Origin of the sequence: Ectothiorhodospira lacustris (assembly GCF_022227845.1) — a bacterium.
Classification (GTDB): Bacteria; Pseudomonadota; Gammaproteobacteria; order Ectothiorhodospirales; family Ectothiorhodospiraceae; genus Ectothiorhodospira; species Ectothiorhodospira lacustris.
The window spans coordinates 1-325 of the sequence record NZ_JAJNQN010000050.1 but is presented as its reverse complement, the minus strand read 5'-3'; the positions used below and the strand labels follow the sequence as shown (position 1 = coordinate 325).

Here is a 325-nt window from a genome sequence, read left to right as displayed (position 1 = left end):
AGTGAATAAAAAAGACAGCCAAAAGATAAACGTCGTAAGGCATCACGCCCTCGCCCTACAACCCTTCTCTTTTGACTGCCTAAGAACTTGGTGGAGCCAGTCGGGATCGAACCGACGACCCCCTGCTTGCAAAGCAGGTGCTCTCCCAGCTGAGCTATGGCCCCGTAATCTTCCAGAGATACCGCAGCAATCAACCGCTCGAACCCGGCCAGAGGCATCCCTGAACTAAAAATTGGTGGGTCTGGGTGGATTTGAACCACCGACCTCACCCTTATCAGGGGTGCGCTCTAACCAACTGAGCTACAGACCCAAGCTCAAGTCCACT

At 53.5% G+C, this 325-nt stretch carries 2 tRNA genes; both read right to left on the bottom strand.

Annotated elements, in window-relative coordinates:
* Window positions 1-88: 88 nt before the first annotated feature.
* Window positions 89-164, bottom strand: a tRNA-Ala gene (locus LQ956_RS14890).
* Window positions 165-233: 69 nt separating this feature from the next.
* Window positions 234-310: transfer RNA gene (locus LQ956_RS14885), tRNA-Ile, on the bottom strand.
* Between the last annotated feature and the right edge of the window lie 15 nt (window positions 311-325).